Annotated in this window: 14 protein-coding genes; 8 read left to right on the top strand and 6 right to left on the bottom strand. The window is 67.5% G+C overall.

What is annotated here, in order from left to right:
• The first annotated feature begins 36 nt into the window (after positions 1 to 36).
• Positions 37 to 630 carry a cysteine dioxygenase gene (locus ACLB90_RS10045; RefSeq protein ID WP_411849372.1) on the top strand — a complete coding sequence of 198 codons (594 nt, stop codon included), beginning with the start codon at positions 37 to 39 and terminating at the stop codon, positions 628 to 630.
• A 376-nt stretch (positions 631 to 1,006) separates the two neighbouring features.
• Positions 1,007 to 1,846, top strand: a complete 840-nt coding sequence (locus ACLB90_RS10040; protein WP_411849371.1) for a PhzF family phenazine biosynthesis protein — start codon at positions 1,007 to 1,009, stop codon at positions 1,844 to 1,846.
• Positions 1,847 to 1,878: 32 nt separating this feature from the next.
• Here the strand turns inward: ACLB90_RS10040 and ACLB90_RS10035 are convergent, their stop codons facing one another.
• The 3 genes from ACLB90_RS10035 to ACLB90_RS10025 form a co-directional block, all read right to left on the bottom strand.
• On the bottom strand, positions 1,879 to 5,691 hold the full coding sequence (locus ACLB90_RS10035) for a LamG-like jellyroll fold domain-containing protein (protein WP_411849370.1): 3,813 nt from the start codon (positions 5,689 to 5,691) through the stop codon (positions 1,879 to 1,881).
• A 152-nt stretch (positions 5,692 to 5,843) separates the two neighbouring features.
• Positions 5,844 to 9,014, bottom strand: coding sequence for a TonB-dependent receptor (locus ACLB90_RS10030; protein ID WP_411849369.1), 3,171 nt, complete (start codon positions 9,012 to 9,014; stop codon positions 5,844 to 5,846).
• Between the two features lie 229 nt (positions 9,015 to 9,243).
• Positions 9,244 to 11,976 (bottom strand): TonB-dependent receptor, encoded by a 2,733-nt coding sequence (locus ACLB90_RS10025; RefSeq protein WP_411849368.1) that lies wholly within the window; start codon positions 11,974 to 11,976, stop codon positions 9,244 to 9,246.
• A gap of 272 nt (positions 11,977 to 12,248) precedes the next feature.
• Between ACLB90_RS10025 and ACLB90_RS10020 the strand changes: the two genes are divergently transcribed.
• Together ACLB90_RS10020 and eda are read left to right on the top strand one after the other, a co-directional pair.
• The gene (locus ACLB90_RS10020) at positions 12,249 to 13,265 is read left to right on the top strand and encodes a sugar kinase (RefSeq protein WP_411849367.1); all 1,017 of its coding nucleotides are present in this window, start codon (positions 12,249 to 12,251) and stop codon (positions 13,263 to 13,265) included.
• On the top strand, positions 13,252 to 13,890 hold the full coding sequence (gene eda, locus ACLB90_RS10015) for a bifunctional 4-hydroxy-2-oxoglutarate aldolase/2-dehydro-3-deoxy-phosphogluconate aldolase (RefSeq protein ID WP_411849366.1): 639 nt from the start codon (positions 13,252 to 13,254) through the stop codon (positions 13,888 to 13,890). Before ACLB90_RS10020 ends, eda begins: the two co-directional genes overlap by 14 nt.
• Before the next feature lie 15 nt (positions 13,891 to 13,905).
• Here eda and ACLB90_RS10010 read toward each other — a convergent pair whose 3' ends face one another.
• Complete coding sequence (locus tag ACLB90_RS10010; RefSeq protein WP_411849365.1) at positions 13,906 to 15,798, bottom strand: sigma-54-dependent Fis family transcriptional regulator; 1,893 nt, start codon at positions 15,796 to 15,798, stop codon at positions 13,906 to 13,908.
• 241 nt (positions 15,799 to 16,039) lie between these two features.
• On the opposite strand from ACLB90_RS10010, the gene adh reads away from it, so the two are divergent.
• From adh to ACLB90_RS09990, 4 genes are all read left to right on the top strand, one after another.
• Positions 16,040 to 17,569 carry an aldehyde dehydrogenase gene (adh, locus tag ACLB90_RS10005; protein ID WP_411849364.1) on the top strand — a complete coding sequence of 510 codons (1,530 nt, stop codon included), beginning with the start codon at positions 16,040 to 16,042 and terminating at the stop codon, positions 17,567 to 17,569.
• A gap of 85 nt (positions 17,570 to 17,654) precedes the next feature.
• Positions 17,655 to 18,683, top strand: coding sequence for an alcohol dehydrogenase AdhP (gene adhP / locus ACLB90_RS10000; RefSeq protein ID WP_017356805.1), 1,029 nt, complete (start codon positions 17,655 to 17,657; stop codon positions 18,681 to 18,683).
• Between the two features lie 110 nt (positions 18,684 to 18,793).
• Positions 18,794 to 19,171 carry a DUF779 domain-containing protein gene (locus ACLB90_RS09995; protein WP_411849363.1) on the top strand — a complete coding sequence of 126 codons (378 nt, stop codon included), beginning with the start codon at positions 18,794 to 18,796 and terminating at the stop codon, positions 19,169 to 19,171.
• 51 nt (positions 19,172 to 19,222) lie between these two features.
• Positions 19,223 to 19,609 (top strand): hypothetical protein, encoded by a 387-nt coding sequence (locus ACLB90_RS09990; RefSeq protein ID WP_411849362.1) that lies wholly within the window; start codon positions 19,223 to 19,225, stop codon positions 19,607 to 19,609.
• Positions 19,610 to 19,625: 16 nt separating this feature from the next.
• Here the strand turns inward: ACLB90_RS09990 and ligD are convergent, their stop codons facing one another.
• Positions 19,626 to 22,076: a DNA ligase D gene (gene ligD, locus ACLB90_RS09985; protein ID WP_411849361.1), complete on the bottom strand. Its 2,451-nt coding sequence runs from the start codon at positions 22,074 to 22,076 to the stop codon at positions 19,626 to 19,628.
• A 6-nt stretch (positions 22,077 to 22,082) separates the two neighbouring features.
• Complete coding sequence (locus ACLB90_RS09980) at positions 22,083 to 23,036, bottom strand: Ku protein (RefSeq protein WP_411849360.1); 954 nt, start codon at positions 23,034 to 23,036, stop codon at positions 22,083 to 22,085.
• Positions 23,037 to 23,096 lie beyond the last annotated feature (60 nt).

Here is a 23,096-nt window from a genome sequence, read left to right as displayed (position 1 = left end):
AACACGCTGTTGACGTGGATCGCCTAGACTGGGGGCATGCAAGAGCAACCGACTCCGTTTCCGCCGTTTCATGGCCGTGATCGACTGATCGCGGCCATCGACCACGCGGTGCAGCACGACGATGCACATCGGATCGCCGCCACCCTGCGTGGCGCGCTGTGTGATGCCATCGCCGACAGCCGCATCCAGTTGCCTGCGTGCGTGCACCGTCCGATCGCCGACCATTACGCGCGGCGCGAGCTGTACCGCAGCAGCGCGCATGGCTACAGCATCGTGGCGATGAGCTGGGGGCCGGGCCAGGGCACCCCGCTGCACGATCACAGTGGTCTGTGGTGCGTGGAAGGGGTGTGGCTGGGGCAGCTGGAGATCACCCAGTACCAGCTGCTGGAACGCGATGGCGAGCGCTTCCGCTTCCGCGCCGAGCCCGCGATCCTCGGCGATTGCGGCAGCGCCGGCAGCCTGATCCCACCACACGAGTACCACACCATCCGCAACACCAGCGACGACGACCTGGCCATCTCGGTGCATGTCTACGAAGGCGAGATGACCCGCAGCGCCATCTTCGAACCCGACGGCACGCAAGGCTGGTACCAGCGCCGGCTGCAGGTCATGGAAACCGACGCCGCCTAGGTCTCCAATGGGGCCGTCGTAGAGCCGACCTCTGGTCGGCTACGCGCGCAGCGCGCAGGTTTCCCGTTGTCGGAACGAAGGGCAGCCGACCAACGGTCGGCTCTACCAGTGCCTGAGCAGTACCCCCCGTAGAGCCGACCTCTGGTCGGCTTCGCGCGCAGCGCGCAGGTTTTCCGTCATCGGAACGAACAGCAGCCGACCAACGGTCGGCTCTACCAGTGCGTGCGCAGTACCCCCCGTAGAGCCGACCTCTGGTCGGCTTCGCGCGCAGCGCGCAGGTTTTCCGTCATCGGAACGAACAGCAGCCGACCAACGGTCGGCTCTACCCCCCGTAGAGCCAGGCGAGAATGACTCACCCCCCGCGCAGGAGCGCCCCATGTCCCTCCACCCCTTCTTGCAGATCAACGTCTTCAGCACCGACCCGCTGCTGGGCAACCCGCTGGCCGTGGTGCTGCAGGCCGATGCGCTGAGCGAGGCGCGCATGGCGGCCTTTGCGCGCTGGACCAACCTGAGCGAGACCACCTTTGTCTCGGCGCCAACCGACCCACGTGCCGATTACCGGGTGCGCATCTTCACCACATTGGGTGAACTGCCGTTCGCCGGGCATCCCACCCTGGGCAGTTGCCATGCGTGGCTGGCCAATGGCGGCGTGCCACGTGACGGGGATATCGTGCAGGAGTGCGGGATCGGGTTGGTGCGCATCCGCCGGGATGCATCCGGGTTGGCATTTGAAGCGCCCCCGTTGCGGCGCGAGGGGCCGCTGGAGCCCGCGCTGCGGGAGCGCGTGCGGACGGGGCTGGGCGTTGCCGCCGATGACCTGGTGGATGCGCAGTGGGTCGACAACGGGCCGCCGTGGCTGGCGCTGCGTCTGCGCAGTCGTGCGGCGGTGTTGGCCGTGCGACCCGACTACGTCGCGCTGGAAGGATGGATGGTGGGCGTGTTCGCGGCGTGCGATGCCGGCGACGGTGTGGACACGCAGTTCGAGTCGCGCGCCTTCATTGCCGGTGAGGCCGCGCCGGAGGACCCGGTGACCGGCAGCCTCAATGCGGGTATTGCACGGTGGCTGCTGCGCGAAGGCGGCGTGCCCGACCGGTATGTGATCGGCCAGGGCACGGTGTTGGGCCGGGCCGGGCGGGTACAGGTGGAGCGGGTGGGGGAAACGCTATGGATCGGCGGCGCGTGCGTGACCTGCATTGAGGGTTCGGTGACGTTGTAGGCGGCATGGCGTTGAAGCCATGCCGCTCACGGTTACTCCACCGGCACCACGTTGTTGAGCTGCGTCACTTCAGCACCGCCATCGGGCAGCATCACCCGCACCCGCAGGCCCGCGCGGCTGGCGGCCGGCAACGGCAGCGCCACGGTGGTGGTCTTCGGCACCAGGTCGAGGGGCGCGTCCATCGCCGGGATCTCGACGCGGGCCACTTCACGCCCGTTCGCGTCCTCAAGCACCGCCGTTCCCACCAGCGTTGCCACGTGGCCCAGGCTGTGCACGGTGACGTGCACCTGGCGGCCGTCCACGCGCACATCGCCACGGCCGACGCCAAGGTCGGGGCGCTGCTCGACCGGCGTACCGGCCTGCACCAGCTCGAACTCGAACACCTGACTCTGGCCGGGCGCGAAGCGCAGCGTGGTCGAGGCGCTGCGCTCCAGCGTGAGTTCGCGCGTGGTCGCCTTGCCGTCGATGCGGTCGTCGCCATCGCGATCCACGCCGCTGGTCATCCGCCATTGCCCGGCGGTGACGTTCCAGGTGGTCATGTCCGCCTCCACGGCCCGCTTGCCCAGGTTGTAGGCAATCACCTTGAAGCGGTCCGGCGAAGGCGCATGCACCAGCAGCGCCACCTGCTCGGCAGCGTCCGGCTGGGCGAAGCGCCAACTGACGGTATGCCCGGGCCAGCTCTGGTTGCGCTTGAGCGCGATGCCGCCCAGGCGCGCACGCTGCAGGAATTCGCTGGGCGCCTCGACACGGTCGGACCACCAATGGCCCTCGGTGTTCATGTACTCGCGTTGCGCCTTGGCCTGGATGCCATCGGCATGCAGGGCCTCCAGGTAGGTCTTGTCGCCGGTCGCCTGCCAGGCCATCAGGCTGGAGAAGCCGGTATTGCCGCTGTCCGCATCTGCGATGAAGCGCGGATTCCACTGCGCCCCCCGGCCCAGCACCTCGACGTAGTTCTCGCCCAGATTGGAGAGCGCCCCCGGGCCGCCGCGCTCCACGCGGTAGTCCAGCGCCTTGAGGTACTTGTCGTCGCCGCTCCAGCGCCACGCCGCCCAGAAGGTGTGCATGACATCGCCGCCGCCGGAGCCGTTGTTGAGCTCGCCGCCGCGGGTCTTGCCGGTGGCCCAGTGGATCTCGTTGGGCAGCGCCCAGCGGCCCTTGTCGTCGGTATAGGCATGCGCCAGATAGCTGTCGGCCAGGCCCGTGACCAGCTTGCGGCCGGTCGGATCGGCGTTGTACTGGCCCATCAGGAATGCCGGGTGCAGCACCGGGAACGAGTAGGGCTTCTGCCACTGCCAGTTCGGGTCGCGGTACACCTTGTTGCCACCGAACCAGTTGCTGGAGAACAACAGCTGGCCCTGCGGGTTGGGCAGGATGATGCGCTCGTCAAAGGCCTTCACCGTCTCCATCAGGCGCTCCACGGTCAGCGGATCGCCCCAGTTGAGGTACAGCATCGCGCTGTTGGTGTTGATGCCCTCTTCGTAGGCGTGCAGCTCGTCGGTCTCGATGGTGCTCAGGCCGTTGCTGAACATCCCGTTGCGGTACACCGCGTCGGACAGCGCGGTGAGCGAGGCGTTGAGCCTGTCCGGCTGCACGCCCATCAGCGCCAGACCCGGCCACTGCTGGGTCAGGTCGGAGTCGTCGGAGATGCCGCCGCCGAAGTCGCCGTACGCGATCTGGCGGTGGTCGATCCACCAGTCGATGAAGCGGCGCACGTAGCGCAGGTCTTCGGTCTGCCGGAACGCCCATAGCGGCACGCCCTTGGGCGCCTCGGGCTGGGTGAACGGCGGTTTGCCCTGGCTGTTGTAGCTGATGTAGTTCCAGTACAGCCGGCCCAGCGCGTGGTCCGGATCAACCCGCAGCAGGTCGCTCAGATCGGCGTACACGCGCGCGTACAGGCGCTGGCGCTTGGAGGTGGTGTGTTCTTCGACCAGGAAGCCCCAGTTGTCGCGGACCTGGTTGAAGCGGTCGGCGAGGTGCTCCTTCTTTGCCTCCTCGCGGTCCTTGTAGACCATGCGGATCTCCGCACCATCGAGCGAGCCGGCGTTGAAGCCGGGCGCGGCCGAGGCGATGGAGATCCACAGACTGTCGGCGGTCAGGATGCGGTCGCGCAGGTCCAGCCACAGCGTGCGCTTCTGGCCCGGCTTCACCGAGACCGACACGTCGATCATGTCGCGCGCCGGCCAGATCGGGTCCTTGATGCGGATGTTGAGCGGAATCAAGCCGTCGCGCGCGGCCGGCAGATCGAGCGCCGGCAGGTCGATGGCAACCCCGTCCAGACCGTCGTGCATGTTCTCCCAGCTGTGCGCCCAGCTGCGGATCAACGGCTGCGCGGCGGGCGCATCGCTGACCCCGGACGGAATCAGCACGTGCACGATCGGCAGCGGCTGCGCGGGCAGCGTGTCGGCCGCGCGCCGGCGTGAGCCGGCCCCCTTCGGCAGGGCCATCACCGTGCTGCGCTCGGCGGGCGGGTACCGGCCGTCGATGTAGGCGCGCAGGTCGGCGATGTTGGTGTAGTCGGGCAGCGCCTGGCTGTCGATCAGATAGCGCTGCTTGACCGTGCCGTCGGGCTCGGCGGCATCGCTGACCTGGTAGGCCCAGATCTCCTGGATCGGCGTTTCCTGTTCGGTGTTGCGGAAGTGCAGCACCCCGCCGGTCTGTGCGGGAATGTCGTTGACGCTGCGCACCACGCCCTGCGGCCGCTGGAACAGCGGCTGCGCCGGCTGGTCGCCAACACTGTGGCCGAGCCCGCCGAAGGCGGCGCCGCGCACCTCGATACGGGTGACGGTCTCGCCCTCGGGCAGGGTCAGGTCGAGCTGCTGGCCGCCCTCGACGTAGGTGTTCCAGTCCGGCAGCTGGAAGTAATCGTTGCGGCCGGGCAGGCGCGAGCGGTTGTACACGCCCGGCCAGGTGGTCTCGGCGATGCCGTCGGTGGCCTTCCACATCCACTGCTTGTGATCCTTGGCATCGGCGAACTCGACCTTGCGGATCGTGGTGGTCGCGGTGGCCAGTGCCGGCGGCGGTGCGCCGTCCCAGCCGTGCCGGTGGTTCCAGGCGCGCATCGGGTCGGCCGGTGCAACGGCCGTGGCGGGCGCGGCGTTGCGGGCCAGCGCGGCCATGCCGGCCGGGTCCAGCAGGCGGTCGTAGACGCGGATCTCATCCAGGTCGCTGCCGCGCAGGAAGTTGTAGCGGCTCTGCACCTGGTAGGGCGCCATCACCCGCCCGGCCAGGCCGAGCTGGTCCAGCGCCGCATCGTAGTCGGCGGTGGTCTCCTGGCGGGCCACCTCCCGGCCATCCACGTACAGCCGCACACCGTGGTCCTCATCCCAGCCAAAAGCGATGTGCTGCCACTGCTGCGGCGATGGCGTCTGGTCCAGCCGGAAGGACACCCGCGTGCGCGCCAGGTTGGCGTCGGTGACGAAGGCATCGAAGCCGTGGCCGTTCCAGTCGATGCGCAGCCAGGCCATGTCCCAGCTGCTGTGGTCGGCGTAGCCGACCCGGAAGATCACGAACGGCGCTTCCCCCACCGCATAGCGCGGGCGCCAGAAGAAGCCCAGTGTGCCGCGCTGGGCCTGGATGTTGCCGGGCGCGTTCCACGACAGCACGCCATCGTCGGCCCACTGGATGGCGCGGCCGTGGGCCCCGTCGGCCACCGGCTTCACCTTGTCCTGGAAGTTCGGCACCGCATCGCCGGCGGCGGTGTCCGCGTCCAGGCCATGCTCGGCCGACACGTGGAACAGCAGCTGCGGCGTGTTCTGCGCCCAGGCAGGGCCGCTGGCGAGCAGCAGCGCCAGCAGGCTGGCGGAGAGACGGGACGGGCGGAGCAGGGCAGGAGCAACGCGGTGCATGGGGCCTTCCTTTCGACAACGGTGACGGTACAGCGGAAACAACCGGGGCCGTCACCCCTTCAGGGCGGTCTTCCGCCGCGGCATCGCGCCCGACACCCCGGAGAGAAGGACGGGAGTGGACGCGATACCCGGGGCGGAAGCCGAAGCACGGGTCAGAACTTGTAGCGCAGGCCGACGTAGTACTGGCGGCCGGTGTGGGTGTAACGATCGGGCAGCGACAGCGCCGAATCGACGTAACGCTCGTCGGCGGTGTCGAGCAGGTTGATCGCCTCGAAGGTCAGCGAGAGCTTCTTGTTGACCTTCCAGGACATGTTGAAGTCCACGTTCTCCACGCTGTACTTGCCCTGCACATCGGCGGTCGCGTACTGGTTGTTGTCCAGGTCCCAGACGTTCTCCTGCGACAGGATCGTGCTGATGTACGCGTCGCGGTAGCTGGTGGAGACACGGGCGCTGAAGCGACCATCGTCGTAGTACAGCGTGGCGTTGTACGAGTTCGGCGACAGGTTGAGCAGGTCGTTCTCGGTGTACGTGGTAACGATGGTGTTGCCGGTGCCGGAGCTGAAGATGTACTTGATCTTCGAATCGACGTGGGTGTAGTTGAGCTGCACGCCGAAGTTGCGCCAGAAGCCGGGCAGGAAGCTGAAAGGCTGCTGGTAGGTCAGCTCGTAGCCCTTGAGCGGGCCGCCCGGGGTGTTGAAGTAGCTCTGCACGTTGAACACGGTGCCCGGGCTGAAGCCGGCCGGCAGCAGGTCCAGCGAGTAGCCCATGTCTTCCCAGGTGGTCAGCAGGCGCGTGCGCTGCACATAGCTTTCGATGTCCTTGTAGAACACCGCGGCCGAGAGCAGCGCGCCTTCCTGGAAGTACCACTCCGCGCTCAGGTCGTAGTTGGTGGAGCGGAACGGGTCCAGCTTCGGGTTGCCCAGGTTGATCGAGTAGCTGCGGTCGTCGTCGAAGTACGCGGTCGGGCCACCGCTGACGCTCGGCGACAGGTTGGACAGGGTCGGGCGGGCCATCGTCTTGGCGGCGCCGAAGCGCAGGACCACGGTATCGGTGAGGTCCCATGCCAGGTTCAGCGAGGGCAGCCAGTCATCGTACGAATGACCCACCTGCGTGCCGACCAGCAGGCGTTCGCCGGCATCGGCCGTGGCGCTGGCCACGCCCAGGAAGGGCTCGCACGCGGCGGCCAGGTCGTTGGCGTTGGCCGCGGTGCACGGTGCATAGCCGGCGGCGGTGATGTCGGTGCGCACGTAGCGCACGCCGACGTTGCCGCGGAACGCACGGCCGAGCAGGTCGGTGTTGAAGTCCAGCTGCAGGTAGCTGCCGTAGCTCTTCTCGTTGACGTCGAAGTTGTTGTTCGACGCGCCGAAGTGGCCGACGCTGGCCAGCCGGTAGTCGCCGCCGAGCGTGCCGGTGTTGCAGTTGCAGTAGATGTCCAGCAGCTTGGCGATCTTGTTGAAGTCCGGCACCAGCCACCCGCTCGGGATGTTGCCATCCAGACCCTTGCCGAACCCGTCCAGCGTGGTGCTCAGGTCGCCCACGCCGACACCGGCAGGCAGCGCCTGCGACAGGCGCCCGTAGCTGATGTTGCGGAACTCCTGGGTGCGCATGTCGTAGTCCTTGTAGGCAAGGCCGCCGCGCAGGGTGAAGGTGGGGTTGATGGCGAAGGTCAGGTCGACCTTGGCGGTATCGAAGGCGTTGTCCACGTACTGCGGGTTCAACCGCACTTCGCTGATGTTGCCGCCGCGCGCGGTGCCGTTGGCGTTCACCGGGGTACTTCCGTAGCCCAGCCACTGCCAGTTGTTCACGCTGCCCAGATCGAACGGGAAGGTCATGCTCGGCACCTTGCCGCCGTTGCGCATGTCCAGCACGAAGCCGTCGAGGTTGCTGTTGTCGAAGCTGACCATCGAGAAGATGGGGCGTGCGTAGTTCGACTCGGAATGGCCGACCAGCGCATCCAGGCGCACCGCATCGTTGAAGCGGTGTTCCAGGTTCAGGCTGAACTGCTTGAACTCGGTGCTTTCCTCGATCGCGGTGGATTCGGTGCGGAAGTCCACGTTGTCGAACACGCCGTAGACCAGCCGGTTCTGTTCGTCGGCCTGCGCCTCGCGCACCACGATCTGGGTCTTGCCGCCGTACTGCGCGGTGCGGTGCAGGTTGGCGCCGATGGAGTCTTCGCGGACGTTCTTGTCGAGCTTGGAGTACAGCATGTCCAGATTCAGCTGGGTGTCGTCGCTGACCTTGAACTGCAGCGCGCCGGTGATGCCCAGCCGCTCGATCTCGTGATCGGTGCGCACGTAGCGCGGGTACCGCGGAATCCACGCGTTGGTGGCGGTCTCGTACGCCGCGATGTTCTCGGCGGTTGCGGCCGGGCGGTCCAGGCCCGGGCCACAATGGGTGGCATCGATGCCGTAGCTGCCCCAGCCGTTGTTGCGCGCCTGGTTGGCGGCGCTGCCCACACCGGCGGCGGTCTCATTGGCCAGCGGGTTGCGCGGGGTCTGCGGGTCGTAGCCGGCCGGGCTGCAGAAGCCGTAGGTGCCGTTGTTGGTGGCCGTGCTCTGATTGGAGTTGCGGTAGTTGCCATGCTCCCAGCGCACCGGGTTGTAGCCTTCCTCGTAGATGGTGCGCTTGCTGTAGGCCACCGACATCAATGCGCCGATGCGGCCATCGGCCCAGGTGTTGCTGATCAGGCCGGAGATGCGCGGGTCTTTGTTGCGCGACAGTTCGTTGAAGCCGTACTGGCCGCCCAGCGATGCCTGGAAGCCCTCGAAGTCGAACGGGCGCGAGCCGCGCAGGTCGACCGTGGCACCCAGCGAGCCCTCGTCGGTCTGTGCCGACTGGGTCTTGTTGATCTTGACCCGGCTGAACAGCTCCGAGGCGAAGGTGTTGAAATCGAAGCCACGGCTGCGGTTGACGCCGGTGGTGCCGCTGCCCGCGGTGGACAGTGCTTCCAGGCCGTTGATGCGTACGCGGGTGAAGTCCGAGCCCAGGCCACGCACCGAGATCTGCTGGCCTTCGCCGCCTTCGCGGTCGATCGAGACACCGGCGATGCGCTGCATCGACTCGGCCAGGTTGAGATCCGGGAACTTGCCGATGTCCTCGGCGTAGATCGCATCGACCTGCTCGACGCTGTAGCGCTTTTCATCCAGCGACTGCTGCAGGCTCTCGCGGTAGGTTGCCTTCACCTCGACCTTGTCCAGGTCCACCGCATCCACCGCCGGGGCCTGCTGCGCCGAAGCCACGCCGGCCATGCCCTGCAGGGCGAACGCGATCGAGACCGCGAGATAGGTAACCGGTGTCTTTTTCCGTGGGTACTGTCGTTCCATCGTCTGTTCCCCTCCCAGGGTGCGTCGCCATGCGAGCGTGATGTGATGTGGTGCGCACGGGCCGCGTCTGACACCGATGGTCAGCCGAAACGTAACAAACCCTTCACGCGCGGGCATCTTGCGCCGCAGCAGCGTGATCGCGATCGCGTGGGTAGAACGAACGGTGGAAGCAGGCGCGCGCGCGGCCGGCGGCGTGATCGCTCACGCCGCCGGGTGCTTCGCGGTTGAATCAGAACTTGTAGCGCAGGCCGAGCAGGTACTGGCGGCCAGTTTCCGTGTACTGCAGCGGCAACTGCCACTGCGAACCCACCCACTCGTCGGACGCTTCGTTGGTCAGGTTGACCGCTTCCAGGCTCAGTTCGAGCTGGTCGCTGATCTTGTAACGCACCGATGCGTCGATGACCGTGGTGCCGGTCATGCCGTGCACGTCGAAGCCGGCTTCGGTGGCGGGCACCTGGGTCAGGTAGTCGTCGCGGTTGGTGGCCGACACGCGCGCGGCGAACACCGGGCCTTCGTAGAACAGCGTGGCGTTCCACGAGTTCTTGGACAGGCCGGTCAGGTCGGTGTTGAGCGAGTTGGCGCCGCTGGCGGTGAGGTACTGGATCTGCGAATCGACGTAGGTGTAGTTCAGCTGCACGCCGAGGTTGGACCAGTTGCCGGGCAGGAAGGTGAAGGGCTGGATGTAATTGGCCTCCAGGCCCTTGAGCTTGCCGCCCGGGGTGTTGAGCGGAACGCTGAACACGAAGTCGTCGTCGGGGCCGGCGCCGGTGCCATCGAGCAGGCTCAGCGGCAGACCGCTGGACGAGTACGGACGCACTTCGCGTGCGGTCTGCACGGCGCTTTCGATGTCCTTGTAGAACAGCGCCAGGCCCAGCATCGCGCCTTCGCTGAAGTACCACTCGAAGCCAAGGTCGGCCGTGTTGGCGCGGATCGGATCCAGATTCGGGTTGCCGCCGCTGACGGTACGCGCGCCGCCGCTGACGTTGACGGTCACGCCCGGGGTCAGGCTGCCCAGGCCGGGGCGTGCCATCACTTTGGCCGCGCCGAAGCGCACCAGGAAGTCCGGGGTCAGTTCGGCCACCAGGTTCACCGACGGCAGGGTGTCGCTGTACTCGCGGTCCACGGTGCTCTGCACCGGCGCGCCGCTGACGGTGGCATAGCCGGTGGAGCTCTGCTTGGTCTTGACGTAGCGCACGCCGACGTTGCCCGAGAACGGGATCGATCCCAGCTCGGTGGAGAAGTCGGCCATCACGTAGCCGCCACGGTCCTTCTCTTCCACGCTGCGTGCGTTGACCACGCGCTCGGTGAGGGCGAAGGTGCCGGTGTTGCTGTAGATGCCGAACAGATCGTTGAACGCGTCGATGTTGGGCACCACCCAGTTCGACGGCGAACCGGTGATGCCACCCAGGCCGGCCTGTTCGGTCATGTCCGCCGGCACCCGCTTGTTGCCGGTGGCGAAGTTGGGCACGGCCGTTTCCGAGCCGCGTCGCCATTCACGCGTGGCGAAGCTGTAGTCCTTGCCGAGGAAGCCACCCTTGAGGCGGAAGCCGGGGCTGATGTTCCAGTTGAAATCAACCTGGGCGGTGTCGAAGTCGTTCTTCACCCACTGCGGGCGCAGGCGGATTTCGGCCAGGGTCCAGCCGTTGGGATCGGTGGGATCGATGCCGTAGTTCAGCACCGGGAAGCGGCTGTTGCCACGGTAGTCGTAGCTGTAGTTCTGGACGTTGAGCTTGTCCATGATGACCGTGGTCTGGATCGGGTTCTCGTGCTCCGAGCGCGAGGTGCCGATCTTGCCGCTGACCTTGAAGTCATCGGTGAACTGGTGCTGCGCGTTCAGCGCGATCTGCTTGAAGACCGTGTTCCACTCGTCGTGGCGGTTTTCCGAGCGCACGTCGACGTTGTCGAACACACCGTAGACCAGCGCGTTGTCGCGGATCTCGCCATCGCGCACGATGGTTTCCGGCTTGCCCTGCTGCGAGGCGCCGCGGCTGAACGAGATCGCTTCGATGTAGTGCTCGTCGCGCGTGGCGTCAATCTTGGAGTACAGCGCATCCAGCGACAGCTCGGTGCGGTCGGTCGGCTTCCACTGCAGCGAGCCGGTCACGCCCAGGCGCTTCTGCTGGTGTTCCATCTGCACGTAACGCGGGAAGCGCGGGTGGTTCACGTCGGCAGCGAGCGCCGGCCTGTAGGTAGACGCCGGGCTGAACCCGCCGTTGCTGGTGCCGCCGGCCCAGCGACCGGTGTTGGAGCCTTCCTCGAGCAGCTGGCGCTCGGAGTAGGCCACCGACAGCAGCGCGCCGAAGGTACCGTCGGCGAAGGTGTTGGAGATCAACGCGGCCATGCGCGGATCGGCCTTCTGGGCCATGTCGTTGTAGCTGGCCTGGCCGCTGGCGGCGAGGGTGAAGCCGTCGTAGTCGAAGGGCTTGGCGGTATTGAGGTCCACCGTGGCGCCCAGCGAACCCTCTTCAACGTCGGCCTGCGCGGTCTTGCGCACGATCAACTGCGAGAACAGGTCCGAAGCGAACACGTTGAAGTCGAAACCACGGCCACGGTTGGTGCCGCCGGACTGGTCGCCGCTGCCCACGGTGGTCAGCGCTTCCATGCCGTTGATGCGCACGCGGGTGAAGTCCGGGCCGAGGCCACGCACGGAAATGTTGCGGCCTTCGCCGGCATCGCGGGTGATGACCACGCCGGGGATGCGCTGCAGCGACTCGGCCAGGTTCAGATCGGGGAACTTGCCGATATCTTCGGCGACGATCGCGTCGACCATGCCGGATTCACCGCGCTTGATGTCCAGCGCTTTCTCGACGCTGGCGCGGTAGCCGGTGACGGTGACGGTGTCCAGATCGGTCGGATTGGTGGTGCCGGCCTCCTGGGCCCACGCGCCACCGCTCAGCGCCAGTCCGATCGACAGCGCGAGCATGGTAACCGGTGTCTTTTTTTCAGTGTTTCGAGATTGCATGCCTTCCCTCTCCCAAAGGTGCTACATGAAACAGCTATCCGGCGACATGTCAGTGCAATGACACCGCTGGTCAGGGCGGACGTTAACAGTCCGTTCCGAGCAGGGCATCTTGCAGCGCAACAGACTTTTGATGTCCCGTAGAGGCTTGCGGGACAATGCTTCCGACATTCGGGACAGGTGGACGGAGGGCGTTGCACCGCTAGAATGACACCGCTAGCCATTGTCGCGCCTGCCCTCCCGGCCGGTGCGGCCTTCACAAGGACCCGGTAACCATGAGTCGTGTCGTCTGTTTTGGAGAGTTGTTGCTGCGCATGAGCGCGCCCGGCCGGGAGCTGCTGCTGCAGACCCCTCAACTGGCGGTGCACGCCGGGGGCGCCGAAGCCAACGTCGGCGTCAGCCTGGCCCATCTTGGGCATGAGGTGGCGATGGTCGGCACCGTCGCGGACAACGCGCTGGGTGCGTTCGCGGTCGGCGAACTGCGCCGGCACGGCGTGGATACGCGCGCGGTGCAGGTGCGCGATGGGCGCATGGGCCTGTACTTCCTCACCACCGGCGCGGTGCAGCGTGCCAGCGAAGTGGTCTACGACCGCGCCGACTCGGCCTTCGCACTCAGCCGCGCCGGTGATTACGACTGGGATGCCGCGCTGGACGGCGCGCAGTGGCTGCACCTGTCCGGGGTGAGCCCGGCGCTCAATCCGGCGATGGCCCAGGCTACCCTGGCGGCCGCGCGCGCGGCCTGCGAGCGCGGGGTCGCGGTGTCCTTCGACGGCAACTTCCGCCCCTCGCTGTGGGCGCGCTGGCAGGGCGATGCGGCGGGCATCCTGCGCGAGCTGTTCGCCTGTGCGCACGTGCTGTTCGCCGACTACCGCGACATCGGCGTGGTGCTCGGCGGCGAGTTCGCGCAGGCGCAGCCGCAGGAGCGCGTGGACGCGGCAGCCGCACAGGCCTTTGCTGCGTTCCCGCGGCTGCAGTGGATGGCCTGCACCCAGCGCACGCCGCACAGCGTGGACAACCATGCGCTCGGTGCGATGCTGATCGGCCGCGACGGCACCCGTGCAGTGGCGCCCACCCGCGAGATGGTCGGCATCGTGGACCGCATCGGCGGCGGCGATGCCTTCGCCGCCGGCATCCTGCATGGCATGATGCGCGGCTTCGCGCCGGAAGCGATCGTGCGCTTCGGCCTGGCCGCCGGATGTCTCAAGCATTCGATCCCCGGCGACTTCAACCCTGTCAGCGAGGCTGACATCATGGCCCTGACGGGCGAGGAGCGATTCGATGTCCGGCGCTGATCCGCGCGTACGCGCAGTCCTGAAGCTGGCCCCGGTGATTCCGGTGTTCACCCCCGACAACGTCGAGGACGCGGTGGAGGTGGCCCGCGCGCTCTTCAACGGCGGCCTGCCGGTGATCGAAGTGACCCTGCGCACTCCGGTGGCGATGGACGCGATCCAGGCGATGGTGGAGGCGGTGCCTGATGCCGTGGTGGGCGCCGGTACCGTGCTGACCGCCGCGCAGATGGACCGGGTGAAGGCCGTGGGCGGGCGCTTCGCGGTGTCGCCCGGTGCCACCGACCGGCTGTATGCGGCCGCGCGCGATACCGACCTGCCGTTCCTGCCCGGGGTGGCCACCTCGTCCGAACTGATGCGCGGCCTGGAGAACGGGCTGGATACCTTCAAGTTCTTCCCGGCGGTGCAGGCCGGCGGCGCAGCGATGCTGTCGGCCTGGAACGGCCCGTTCGGCGATGTGCGGTTCTGCCCCACCGGCGGGATCAGCGCGCAGACCGCGCGCGATTTCCTGCACCTGCCCAATGTGCTGTGCGTGGGCGGCTCCTGGTTGACCACCCGTGCCCTGCTGCAGGCGCGCGACTGGGCCGGCATCGAGCAGCTGGCGCGCGAATCGGCCGCACTGGTCGGCTGACCGCCGCGCCCGTCGTCAGTGACGGCGGGCGCTGTCGCCCACGCGGCGGTACAGGGTGCTGCGGCTGATGCCGAGCAGGCGCGCGGCCTGGGCAACGTTGCCGCCGCAGCGGGCCAGCGCATCGCGCATGGCCGAGGTGGCAATCGCATCCAGTCCATCGGCCGCTGCGGCTGCAGGTGCTGCAGGTGCTGCAGGTGCATCCTGGCGAACGTAGCCGGGCAGGTCGTCGCGATGAAGGACCTGGCCCGCATCGCTGAGCGCCACCAGCGTGCGCAGGCATGCGCATAGCTGCCGCAGGTTGCCGGGCCAGGCATACGCCGCCAGCGCGTGGAAGGCGGCGGCATCGAGCTGACGCCCCTGTCCCAGCCGTTCCCACAGCCCGTTCACCAGTGCGGCGCGGTCGGAATGCGCGCGCAGCGGCGGCAGGGCCACGCAATGGTCGGCGATGCGGTAGTACAGGTCGCTGCGGAACGTGCCGGCAGCCATCGCCTGGTCGAGGTCGCAGTGCGTGGCGCAGATCAGCGCGAAATCCAGCTGCACTGGCTTGCCACCGCCCAACGGCGACAGGGTGCGCTCCTGCAGCACGCGCAGCAGGCGTGGCTGCAGGGCAAGCGGCATGTCGCCGATCTCATCGAGGAACAGCACACCGCCCTGCGCCTGGCGCAGCAGGCCGGTGTTGCCGGTCTTGCGTGCGCCGGTGAAGGCGCCTTCCTCGTAGCCGAACAGTTCGGCCTCGATCAGGCCTTCCGGCAGCGCCGCACAGTTCACCGCCACGAACGGCTTGTCGGCGCGGGTACTGCGCCGATGCAGCTCGCGCGCGAACACCTCCTTGCCGGTTCCGGTCTCGCCCTGCAGCAGCACCGGCAACTGCGCGTCGAGCACCCGGCACGCGCGCGCCAGCGCCTGCTGCTGGGCCGCGTCGAACACGGGCGAGGCATCCAGGCGCGGTGCCGACGCTGCGGTCCGCCCCGGGGCGGCAGCGGGCGCCCGCGCAACCGCCGACGGCGCGCGCGGTGCCGGGGCCTGGCCGAGATGGCCATACAGCGCGCGGCCCTGGCGGTCGATCAGGGCACCGTCATCGTGCAGCCGCGACAACGGCACATCGAACAATGCCTCGTAGGACGCACGGCCGAGATCACCATGCTCCAATCCAAACAGCGCCAGCCCGGCGCGGTTGGCCGCCACCAGCCGCCCGCCGCGGAAGCCAAACACGCCTTCGCGCGCCGTACCCAGCAGCGCGGCGTCGTGATGCAGGCGGACCACCTCGCAGTCGCCCAGTCCGGCATCGAAGTAGCGGTGCTCGATGTGCGCCACCGCCTGGCGCGCCAGTACCCGCGCATGCAGGTGCTGCAGGCGCGCATCGCCGGAGATGTCGAGCACGCCCACGCGCTGGCCGTACGGGTCGAAAATCGGCGTGGCCGAGCAGGTCAGGATGCCGTGCGGAGCGAAGTAGTGCTCGCCACCACGCACCTCCACCGAGCGCCCTTCGACGATCGCGGTGCCGATGGCGTTGGTCCCCACGGTGGTCTCGTCCCAACGCACGCCGGGCATCAGCGCGACGCGCCCGGCCTTGTCGAGAAAGCCCGGACTGCCTTCGGCATCGAGAATCCACCCGGCCTCGTCGGTGAGCAGCACGATGCTGCCGGCCACCGCGATGTCGGCAGCCAGTCCATCCAGCTCCGGGCGGGCCAGGCGCCACAGCGTCTCCTGGCGCTGGCGCAGCTCGCGCAGGCGGGCATCGGGCAGCGGCTCCACCTCCGGCTGCGCGTCCACCGACAGACCGCCGCGCAGGCAGCGCTGCCAGGACTGCAGGATGGTGTCGGGCACGATGCCGATCGGCGCTGCACCCCGTTCGAAAAACGAACGCCGTGCGTTGCCGACGCGGTGCTGGAGCGGAAGCTGGGACACCTGGATTCTCCAGTGTCGCAATCTGCGACAGTTGTAGCGGGGCCTGTTCCGATAAACACCACAGCACGCGTTACCGTGCAATGACCGCGTGTGATGCAGTGCAGCAATCGGGACCACGATCGCCAGCGTCACTGCGGCCCACATGCGTGCGGCAGTGCACCACCACGAACCTGGCATCGTCCTTGCGGCAGTGAAAGGACCCGAATGGGCCCGTTCCCACCTGCACCCGGAGATCCACCCGATGAATGCCGTCACGTCCGCCAAGCCGCACGCCACCGACCCGCAGTCCATCTTCAAGCCGCGCTACGGCAACTACATCGGTGGGGAATGGGTGGCCCCGCGCAGCGGCCAGTACTTCGAGAACACCACGCCGGTGACCGGCAAGGTATTCACCGAGGTGGCCCGCTCCAATGCCGAGGACATCGAGGCCGCACTCGACGCTGCGCATGCGGCCAAGCGCGGCTGGGCCGAGACCTCCACCACCGCGCGCGCCAACATCCTCAACAGGATCGCCGACCGCATCGAGGAGAACCTGGAGCTGCTTGCCCACGCCGAGACGTGGGACAACGGCAAGCCCATCCGCGAAACCCTCAACGCGGACATCCCGCTGATGGCCGACCACTTCCGCTACTTCGCCGGCGCGGTGCGCGCGCAGGAAGGCAGCCTGTCGGAGATCGACAAGGACACCATCGCCTACCACTTCCACGAGCCGCTGGGCGTGGTGGGGCAGATCATCCCCTGGAACTTCCCGATGCTGATGGCCGCCTGGAAGCTGGCCCCGGCCCTGGCGGCAGGCAACTGCGTGGTGCTCAAACCGGCCGAGCAGACCCCGGCCTCGATCCTGGTGCTGATGGAGGTGATCGGCGACCTGCTGCCCAAGGGCGTGCTCAACGTGGTCAACGGTTTCGGCGTGGAAGCCGGCAAGCCGCTGGCGTCCAACCCGCGCATCGCCAAGATCGCCTTCACCGGCGAAACCACCACCGGCCGCCTGATCATGCAGTACGCCAGCCAGAACCTGATTCCGGTAACGCTGGAGCTGGGCGGCAAGTCGCCGAACATCTTCTTCGCCGACGTGATGGCCGAGGACGACGACTTCCTCGACAAGGCGGTGGAAGGCTTCGTGCTGTTCGCCTTCAACCAGGGCGAGGTGTGTACCTGCCCCTCGCGAGCGCTGATCCAGGAATCGATCTACGAGAAGTTCATGGAGCGCGCGCTCAAGCGTGTGGCCGCGATCAAACAGGGCAATCCGCTGGACCCCAATACGATGGTCGGCGCGCAGGCCTCCTCCGAACAGCTGGAGAAGATCCTGTCCTACTTCGACATCGGCCGCCAGGAAGGCGCCGAAGTGCTGATCGGTGGTGAACAGGCCCACCTCGACGGCGATCTCGCCGGCGGCTTCTACGTGAAGCCCACCGTGTTCAAGGGCCACAACAGGATGCGCGTGTTCCAGGAGGAGATCTTCGGGCCGGTGGTGTCGGTGACCACGTTCAAGACCGAGGAAGAAGCGCTGGAGATCGCCAACGACACCCTGTACGGCCTCGGCGCCGGTGTGTGGAGCCGCGATGCGTCGCGTCTGTACCGGATGGGGCGCGGCATCCAGGCAGGCCGGGTGTGGACCAACTGCTACCACGCCTATCCGGCGCACGCCGCGTTTGGTGGCTACAAGCAGTCGGGCATCGGCCGCGAGAACCACAAGATGATGCTCGACCACTACCAGCAGACAAAGAACCTGCTCGTCAGCTACTCGCCGAAGAAGCTGGGCTTCTTCTGAGCCTGCGCAGGCTTGATCCCGATCAAGGCGCCGGCATGAGGCCGGCGCCACAGTGCAGTTCCTGGCAATCCACGGAGATCCACGCATGAACAAGACCATGAAGGCCGCGGTCGTCCGCGAATTCGGCAAGCCGTTGCGCATCGAGGAAGTCCAGGTGCCTCGCCCCGGTGCCGGCGACATCCTGGTGAAGATCGAAGCGTGCGGCGTCTGCCACACCGACCTGCACGCGGTGGACGGCGACTGGCCGGTGAAGCCGAATCCGCCGTTCATTCCCGGCCATGAGGGCGTGGGCCACGTGGTCGCCGTCGGCGCCGGCGTCAGCCACGTCAAGGAAGGCGACCGGGTCGGCATCCCGTGGCTGTACTCGGCGTGCGGCTACTGCGAGCACTGCCTGGGTGGCTGGGAAACGCTGTGCGAGAGCCAGCAGAACACCGGTTATTCGGTCAACGGCGGATTCGCCGAGTACGCGCTGGCCAACGCCGGTTATGTGGGCCACCTGCCGAAGAACGTCGGCTTCATCGAGGTGGCGCCGATCCTGTGCGCCGGCGTCACCGTCTACAAAGGCCTGAAAGTCACCGACACCAAGCCGGGGCAGTGGGTGGTGATCTCTGGCGTGGGTGGGCTGGGCCACATGGCCGTGCAGTACGCCAAGGCGATGGGATTGAACGTGGCCGCCGTGGATATCGACGATGACAAGCTCGCCCTGGCCGAACGCCTGGGCGCGACGATCACCGTCAACGCCCGCACCACCGATCCAGCCGCGTTCCTGAAGAAGGAAATCGGCGGCGCGCATGGCGCACTGGTCACCGCGGTATCGCCGATCGCGTTCGAGCAGGCGCTGGGCATGGTCCGCCGCGGCGGCACGGTGTCGCTCAACGGCCTGCCGCCGGGCAACTTCCCGCTCGACATCTTCGGCATGGTGCTCAACGGCATCACCGTGCGCGGCTCGATCGTGGGCACCCGCCTGGACCTGCAGGAATCGCTGGAGTTCGCCGAGCAGGGCAAGGTGGCCGCCACGGTCACCAGCGATTCTCTGGAGAACATCAACGACATCTTCGCGCGCATGCACGCCGGCAAGATCGAAGGCCGCGTGGTGCTGGACATGAGCGCGTAACCGGACGTGCGTTGCCGTTCTGCGCCGCATCCCCTCTCCCGGCGGCGGCAGGACGGCAACGCCGCTGTTGGTAGTGCCGGCCGCTGGCCGGCTCCCAGGACCCCAGACCCATGCCCGACCTCCCGCTCCAGGTCATCGCCACCCTCCCGGCCCTGCAGCTGATCGACACACTGCGCGCGCGCCACGGCGAGCTGCTGTTCCATCAATCCGGCGGCTGCTGCGACGGCTCCTCGCCGATGTGTTTCGCCCAGGGCGACTTCATCGTCGGCGACCGCGATGTGCAGCTGGGCGAGATCGGCGGCGCGCCGTTCTACATCAGCCCGTCGCAGTTCGCGTACTGGAAGCACACCCAGCTGATCATCGACGTGGTACCCGGCCGCGGCGGCATGTTCTCGCTGGAGAACGGCGAGGGTGTGCGCTTCCTGGTGCGCTCGCGGCTGTTCAGCGATGCCGAGTTCGCCCAGCTGCAGGCCGCCGGCAAAGCCTGAGCCGGCCTCGCAGGCCATAATGGCCGCATCCCCGCCCGCCGTTGAATGCCCATGTCTGCGTTGTCGCTCGCCAAGACCGTCGTGTTGTCCGTGCTGTCGGTGGTGGTGGCGCTGTTCGTGCTGGGCATGGTCGCCGGTGCCGGCGGCTGGGTGGCGCCGTGGGTCGGCCTGTCCGACAGCAGCCCGCTGCGGCTGGCCTGGGATCTGGGCTGGACCATCCTCGGTGGTGTGGCCGCCATCGCCTTCGCCAGCCGCTATGCGCCGGCCCGGCCTTACGTGCACGGCGGGGTGGTGTGGGCGGTGATCGCGTCCGCCTCGGTGTATGCCGTCTGGAGCCTGGGCAGCGACTATCCCTTCTGGTTCGTGCTGACCCTGCTGGTCTCGCTGCCCTTCCAGGCCATCGGCGCCTGGCTGGGTGCGCGCTGCCGGCCGCGCTGAGCCGCGCCGGCCTGCGTCACGTGCCGGGCAGCACCTGCTTGACCGTGTCGATCCCCTCCCACGGGTCCTGCTTGAGCCGCTGCGCGCGTTGCAGGGCCTTGGCCAGCGGGAAGGCATCCGGCGCACTGACCCGACCCAGCTCTTCCCAGCGCAGCGGCACCGCCACGCCTGCCGCGGGCCGCGCCCGCAGCGACCATGAGCACACGCTGGTGGCACCGCGCGCGTTGCGCAGCCAGTCGATGAAGATCACCCCGGTGCGCTTGGCCTTGCTCATGGTGGCCACGTAGCGCTCCGGCGCGTGTTCGGCCATGGCCTGCGCGAACGCCTCGCAGAAATCCTTGGCCTGCGCCCAGTCCGCCGTGGGCTGCAGCGGCACCACCACGTGCACGCCCTTGCCGCCGGACAGCCGCACGAAGCTCTGCAGCCCGGTGTCCTGCAGCCGGTCACGCACCTCGCGCGCGGCCGCCTTCACCTGCGGCCAGCCCACGCCTTCGCCCGGATCCAGGTCGAACACCAGCCGGTCCGGGTGTTCCGGGTCGGCCACCGTGGCGCCCCAGGGATGCAGCTCCAGGGTGTTCATCTGCACCAGCTGCAGCAGCCCCTGTACGTCGTCGATGTACAGGTAGTCCTCGCGTCCGCTCTTCTGCTCCAGCGGGATGGCCTTCACCGCATCGCCCAGGCCGGTGCCGTGGTGCTTCTGGAAGAAGCATGGTTTGTCCACGCCATCCGGACAGCGCAGCAGCGACAGCGGCCGGCGCGCCACCTCGGGCAGAATCCAGCGCGCCATCTGCCGGTAGTAGTCGGCCACATCGCCCTTGGTGATCTTCGCCTTGGCGAACACCACCCGTTCGGGATGGCTGATGGTCACACCGGTATCGGTGGTGGGCACGGCTGCCTCCTTCACGCCCAGGTCGTTGGCCTGCTTGTCCTCGCGCAGCCGCTTGAAGCTGGCCTGCCGCAGCAGGCCTTCCTTCGCCCAGCCGCGGAACGCCACTTCCGCCACCAGCGTCGGCTTGACCCAGTGCACGCTGCGCGCCGTGAACGGCACATGCGACGGCAGTTCGACCGCCGCGGCATCGGTGGCCAACGCCTTGAGCTGCCGGTGCAACGCGGCCAACCCGGCATCGTCGAAGCCTGTTCCCACACGCCCCACATAACGCAGCCCGCCCTTGTCTGGCGTTGCCATCAACAGCGAGCCGAAGCCACTGCGCGCGCCCTTCGGGTCGGTGTAGCCCACCACCAGGAACTCGTCGGTGTTCTCGTGCTTCACCTTCACCCAGCTGGGCGAGCGCGCGTTGACGTAGGGCGCATCCACACGCTTGCTGACAATGCCCTCGAAGCCGGCCTCACCGCTGGCCTCGAACACCGCCGGGCCGTGGTCGCGCACATGGTCGCTGTAGGCCAGGGTGCCGGGCGTATCGCCGATCAGGTCCTTCAGCAGCGCCTTGCGCGCCAGCAGCGGCGCACGGCTGATGTCCGCGCCAGCCACACCGGGCATATCGAACAGCACGTAGCGCAGCGGCTGCTTTGCGGTGCCGTCGATGACCTTCTGCAGCGCAGTGAAATCGCTGCGCCCCTGCGCGTCCAGCACCACCAGCTCGCCGTCCAGGCGCAGGTCGCGCACCGGCAGCCGTTGGATCGCCTGCACCACCTCGGGAAAATCATCGGTCCAGTTCAGGCCACCGCGCGAACGCAGCTTCACTACGCCGTCGCGCACGTCGGCCAGCAACCGGTAACCATCCCATTTGATCTCATGCAGCCAACCGTCGCCGTCCGGCGCAGTAGCTCGGTGGTCGGTCAACTGCGGTTTGAAGCCTGCTGGATAGGGTGTATCCCGTGCACCGGCCAACGTCAGCGCCCGGCGGTGCCAGCGCGCGTCCGCCTTGCGCGCGGCCGGGGCCCTGGCTGCCTGCGGCGAGGCCCGGCGTTTGCCTGGCGCACGCTGCGTGGTTGCCTTTCCGAGCATGTCGTCGGCCTCCATGTCGCGCGCCTCGTCATCATCGCGCTTGATCAACAGCCACTGGTGCTGCTTGCCTTTCATCGCGGTCCGCACCAGTTTCCAGCCGCCTTTGAGCCGTTCGCCGTGCAGTACGAAGTCCACCTTGCCGGCGGCGATCGCTTCCAGCGGATCGCCATCGCAGGCCCAGGTGCCGTGGTCGTATACGTCCACATGGCCCGCGCCGTAATGCCCCTCGGGAATATCGCCTTCGAACGTGGCATACGACAGCGGGTGGTCTTCGACCTCCACGGCCAAGCGCTTCTCGCCCACGCGCAGCGAGGGGCCTTTGGGCACGGCCCAGCTCTTGAGCACACCATCGGCCTCCAGGCGGAAATCGTAGTGGCGCGAACTGGCGTGATGCAGCTGCACCACGAAGATCGGCCGCCGCGCCGCCGCACCGTGCCGCGTGTCGTCGGGCTCGGGGGTTTGGCCGAAGCGGCGTTTGCGCCGGTATTCCTGCAGCGACATGGCCGCTTACCCGGCCTTGCGTGTCGTGGTGCGCTTGGCGGTTTTGCTGGTGGCCTTGGCTGCCCTGGTCGTCGCCTTGGCTGCCTTGGCCGCCTTCTTGGCAGGTTTTCCGCTCTTTTTCACCACCTTCGATACGGCTGCGCTCTTCTTTGCCGGTGTTCGTTTCTTCGCATCCAGGCTTTTCTGCAGCAGCGACATGAAGTCCACCACATTGGTCGCATCGTCCTCGCGCGACGCCGGTTCCTCTTCCACGCGGGTGGTGCCGCCCTTGGCCTTGATGCGCTTCTTCAGCAGCGTGTGCAGGCGCTCGCGGAATTCATCGTGGTACTCCTCTGGCTGCCAGTCGCCGGACATCGAGGCGATGAGCTGCTCGGCCATCGCGGTTTCCTTGCTGTTGATGCGGTAGTCGGCCAGGCTGCCGGTGGGCAGCTTGTAGTCCTCCGGGTCCACCAGCTCCTGCGGGTAGCGCAGGATCATCAGCACCAGCGCATCGCCATGCGGCATCACCGCGCACAGGTATTCGCGGGTGCGTACCACCACCCGCGCGATGCCCACCTTGCCGGTGCTGCGCAGGGTCTCGCGCAGCAGCACGTAGCCTTTTTCGGCTTTTTTGGCCGGCACCAGCAGATAGGGTTTCTCGTAGAAGCGCGGATCGATGCTGGCCGCATCGACGAAGGTCTCCACTTCAACGGCCTCGTGGCTCTCCGGCGCGGCCGAGCGGATGTCGTCCTCTTCGAGCACCACATAGCTGCCCTTGTCGTACTCGTAAGCCTTGACGATGTCCTTCCACGGCACTTCCTCGCCGGTATCGGCATTCACGCGCTCGAAGCGGATCGGCTTGCGGTCGCGCGAATCCAGCATGCGGAACTGCAGGTCGACCTTGCGCTCGCCGGACATCAGCGACACCGGGACGTTGAGCAACCCGAATGACAGCGTGCCGGTCCAGATCGGTCGGGCCATGACGGCGCCACTCCAGCAGAAGGGGGAGGGCAGCTGTACCGCGCGCGACGTGAAACGCCT

Source organism: Stenotrophomonas sp. LGBM10 (assembly GCF_046736075.1).
Taxonomy (GTDB): Bacteria; Pseudomonadota; Gammaproteobacteria; order Xanthomonadales; family Xanthomonadaceae; genus Stenotrophomonas.
This window is presented reverse-complemented; position numbering and strand designations above follow the sequence as displayed.